General features: G+C 71.5%; 3 protein-coding genes and 1 pseudogene. 2 read left to right on the plus strand and 2 right to left on the minus strand.

The features are described from left to right. Positions 1-393, plus strand: a 393-nt coding sequence (locus G6030_RS10750) for an AAA family ATPase (protein ID WP_182643116.1), incomplete at its 5' end; no start/stop codon positions are given. Between the two features lie 17 nt (positions 394-410). After that, a complete protein-coding gene (locus G6030_RS10755; protein ID WP_182643117.1) occupies positions 411-2,231 on the plus strand; it encodes an FAD-binding dehydrogenase in 1,821 nt (606 codons plus the stop codon). A 33-nt stretch (positions 2,232-2,264) separates the two neighbouring features. Here the strand turns inward: G6030_RS10755 and G6030_RS10760 are convergent, their stop codons facing one another. After that, a complete protein-coding gene (locus G6030_RS10760; RefSeq protein ID WP_182643118.1) occupies positions 2,265-3,425 on the minus strand; it encodes a calcium/sodium antiporter in 1,161 nt (386 codons plus the stop codon). A 118-nt stretch (positions 3,426-3,543) separates the two neighbouring features. Further along, a pseudogene (locus tag G6030_RS10765) lies at positions 3,544-4,569 on the minus strand (recombinase RecQ); the annotation flags it as partial.

Raw genomic sequence — 4,569 nt, forward strand, 5'->3', positions numbered from 1 at the left:
TTCACCTACCTGCAGTCCTCGCAGGCGGATCAGACCTCGGGGCCCACGGAGTACTTTCACACGCGCAGCCACGGCGAGGCGTTCTGGGACATCCTCACCACCTCCCGGTTCGACGGCGGCGGCCTGTTCGTCCTGGACGAGCCGGAGGCGGGCCTGTCGTTCGACGCGCAGCTCCGGCTGGTGGCACTGCTGCTCGAGCTGGCCGACCGGCGCGGCGCGCAGGTGCTCATGGCGACCCACTCGCCGATCCTCGCCTCCGTCCCCGGCGCCGCGGTGTACGAGCTCTCCGACGAGGGGATGCACCGGACGAGATGGGAGGACCTGGCGATGGTGGACCACTACCGGCGCTACCTCGACGCACCCGAGCGATACCTGCGCCACCTCCTGGAGTGACCGGGCACACTGGACCCATGACCAGCTCCGCGTCCCGTTCCGCACGCACCACCGGTGAGGCCCGGCCCGTCCACCCCGTCTACCCGTCGTGGCAGCCGCCGTCGACGTCCCGCGCCGCCAACGCCGGGCCGCTGCCCGCGCCCGAGCCGGGGTTCGACCCGGACATCATCGTGGTCGGGCACGGCCTGGCCGGCCTCGTGGCGGCCTACGAGGCGACGCGCGCGGGCAAGAAGGTGCTCGTGGTGGACCAGGAGAGCGAGAAGAACCTCGGGGGGCAGGCGTTCTGGTCCCTCGGCGGGCTGTTCCTCGTGGACACCCCGGAGCAGCGGCGGATCGGCATCTCCGACTCCCTCGAGCTCGCGTGGCGGGACTGGCTCGGCTCGGCCGGGTTCGACCGCCCCGAGGACCACTGGCCGCGGCAGTGGGCGCGTGCGTACGTCGAGTTCGCCGCGGGGGAGAAGCGTCGGTACCTCCACGACCTGGGACTGCGGATCATCCCCACCGTCGGCTGGGCCGAGCGTGGCGGCGGCGACGTGAACGGGCACGGCAACTCCGTCCCGCGCTTCCACGTGGCGTGGGGGACCGGGCCCGAGGTGGTCCGCGTCTTCGAGGAACCCGTCCGCGACGCCGCCCGCGCCGGCCTGGTCCGTTTCGCGGTGCGCCACCGGGTGGACGAGATCGTGGTGGAAGAAGGCCGCGCCGTGGGCGTGCGCGGCGCGACGCTCGTGCCCTGCGACTACGACCGCGGCGTCGCGTCTCCACGCGAAGAGACGGGGGAGTTCGAGTTCCGGGCGAAGGCCGTGCTGCTGGCCTCCGGCGGGATCGGCGGCAACCCCGACCTGGTGCGGAAGTACTGGCCCGCCGACCGGCTCGGCGACGTGCCGAAGGACCTCATCGTGGGAGTCCCCGAGCACGTGGACGGGCGGATGCTGGAGATCTCCGCGCGATCCGGCGTGAACCTCATCAACCGGGACCGCATGTGGCACTACACCGAGGGCGTGGCCCACTTCGCGCCCGTGTGGCCCTCGCACGCGATCCGCATCATCCCGGGACCGTCCACCCTGTGGCTCGACGCGAACGGCGACCGGATGCCCGTGCCGCTCTTCCCGGGCTTCCACACCACGGCGTCCATCGAGGCGATCCGCCGAGCCGGCCAGGACTACTCGTGGTTCATCCTCGACTCGGCGATCGCCGGCAAGGAGTTCATCCTCTCCGGCTCCGAGCAGAACCCCGAGCTGACCGACAAGAGCCTAAGGAAGTTCGCGTCCAAGGCGGGCAGCGGCCTTCCCCCGTCGATCGCCGACTTCGCCGAGAAGGGCGTCGACTGGGTGGTGGCGGACACGCTCGAGGAGATGGTCGCCGGCATGAACTCGCTATTGCGGGAGGGCGAGCCCGAGCTGGACGTGGAGAAGGTGCGGGAGTTCGTCCTGGCGATGGACGGGCAGATGGACAATCCGTTCGCCAAAGACGCGCAGGTGCAGGCGATCCACAACTCGCGGCGCGTGCTCACCGACAAGCTCACCCGCCTGGCCAAGCCGCACCGCCTGCTCGCCGACTCCGGCCCGGGCAAGGGCTCGGCCGCCGGCTCGGGTGGGCCGCTGATCGCGGTGAAGGTGCACCTCATGACGCGCAAGACCCTCGGCGGGATCGAGACGACGCTCGATTCGCAGTGCCTCACTCCCGCCGGCGAGCCGTTCCCGGGGCTGTACGCCGCCGGCGAGGTCGCGGGATTCGGCGGTGGCGGCGTCCACGGCTACAACTCGCTCGAGGGCACGTTCCTCGGCGGGTGCATCTTCTCCGGGATGAAGGCCGGCCGGGCGATGGCGCGGGAGGTCTGAGCCGTCCGGCGGCCGATGCGGGGCCGCCTCCCCTCAACCGCCCTCGCGGCCGCCGTCGTCTCTCGCGACGGGCCGGCCGCGGGCCTGACCGCGTCCCCGCCGGACACCGAGTTCGTAGGTGGCCAATACGATCAGCCACAGCGCGGTGACGGGGATGACGAACCAGAGCATGGCGGCGCTGAACGGATCCAACGCGTCGTGGTCGGCGGCCTGCAGCACCACGTAGGCGACGTACGCGGCGTAGAACCCCGCGAAGAGCAGTCCCTCCCACCGCTTGATCGCCATCCCGGTGAAGGCGATCGGGAGCAGAGCCATCGAGACGGCGAGCATGATCGGCAGGTCGAAGCGGATGGCCCCTGGGGCGACCCCGATCGGCGTGATGAGCGAGGTCATTCCGAGAACCGCGCCGATGTTGAACATGTTGCTTCCGACGATGTTGCCGATGGCGAGGTCGCGTTCGCCGCGGATCGCCGCCACGAGGCTCGTGGCGAGTTCCGGGAGGGAGGTGCCGATGGCCACCACCGTGAGACCGATGACCAAGTCACTCATCCCCCAGGCCGACGCGAGATCACTGGCCGCGGTGACGAGTAGCCGTGCCCCGATCACGAGCAGCGCCACCCCGGCGATCACGAGAGCGCTGTTGAGGAGGACCGGGTGCGAGGTGTCGCCGCCGGTAGGCGTCGTCTCGCCCGCGCTGTCACCGGCCGGGGCGTCCAATGCCTCGGTGGCGCGGTCTCCATCCTGTTTGCGCGCGATGACGATCGTCGCGGTCGTATAGGTCACGAGGCCGGCGAACAGCAGCAGACCGTCGAGGAAGCTGATCGTGCCGTCGAGGGCCACCAGAAGCACGACCAGAGAGAACAGCACCATGATGGGGATGTCGACTCGCACGATCCGGGACGTCGCCACCAGAGGGGCGACGATCGCGGTCAGCCCCAGGATGAGCAGAATGTTCGCGATATTGCTGCCCACGACGTTGCCGACGGCCAGTCCCGGGTATCCGCTCAGCGCGGCATCGACGCTCACCGCGAGTTCCGGCGCCGAGGTGGCGAACGCGACGACGGTGAGTCCCACCACCAGCGGGGAGATCCCGAGGACGGCGGCCAGACCGCCGGCGCCCCGCACCAGTACTTCACCGCCGCCGATGAGCAGCACGAAGCCCAGCGACAGGGCGACCACCGTCAGGACGCTCATGACCGATCAGACCGGGTCGTGGAGGTGCCCGGCCGGGCAGTGGGCGACGGTCTCGTCGAAGTGACCATGGGTCGATGATCCCGTGCCGGCGCCCACCCTGTCGATCACCGGCGGTCGCCTAACCCGCGGCGGCGACGGCCAGGGGCAGGACCGCGGAGGCGCCGGAGGCGCGCAGGTGCCGGGCCGCCTCGGTGACCGTCCAACCCGTGCCGAGAACATCGGTGACCAGCAGGACCGGACCGTCCGGCGCAGTGGCCGGGCCGGAGAACGTGCCCCACAGCTGGGCCACGCGGTAGGCCGAGTTCTGCGCCGTCACCGGCGGCAGCGCCGGGTCGCGGGTGAGCTCGCCGAGCGGCTCCATACGTCCCATCCGCGTCAGCGCGGCGGCGAGGCCGGCGACGAGCTGCGGGTGCTCCCCGGTGACCAGGGCGACGACCCCGGTGGGGCGTTCGGACCAGCCCCACTCCCGCAGGACCGGTACGCACGCCCGTGCCAGCCATTCGGGCGCGTCCTGATCGGGCTCGGCGAGCAGCGCCCGCAGCTTCTGTCCCAGGCCGAGGTCGGTGAGGCGCGCGAGCGCGCGTCCCTCGGCGGGACCGTCGGCGATCTTGCCCTTGAGCGGTACGTCGAGCTTGGCCAGGCCCGTGGGCCACTGCCGGCGAGGCGGAAGCACCACACCGGGCCGCTCCAGCGCCTCGCGCGCCCGGGTCAGCGCGCCGGAATCGACGTCGGTGGTGCGGCGCTCGCCGGTGCAGTTGTCACAGCGGCCGCACCCGGGCGACGCCGGGTCGAGGGTGGGGTCGTCGAGCTGCGCGCGCAGGAACTCCATACGGCACGAGTCGGTGCGCTCGTAGGCGATCATCGTCTGCTGCTCGGCCTGCCGAGCCTCCGCCAGACCCGCGTAGCGCTCGGCGTCGTAATGCCACGGCCGCCCGGTGGAGACCCAGCCGCCGCGCACCCGCTGGACCGCACCGTCGACGTCGAGCACCTTGAGCACCATCTCCAGCCGCGTCCGACCCAGATCCACGGCCGGCTCCAGCGCCTGCGTCGACTGCGGACGGTCGGGCTCGAGTGCGTCGAGAACCCGACGGACGACGTCCTCCGGCGGAAACGCCAACGACGCGAAGTGGTTCCAGATCGCGCG

It is taken from the genome of Dietzia sp. E1, assembly GCF_014145015.1.
Classification (GTDB): domain Bacteria; phylum Actinomycetota; class Actinomycetes; order Mycobacteriales; family Mycobacteriaceae; genus Dietzia; species Dietzia cinnamea_A.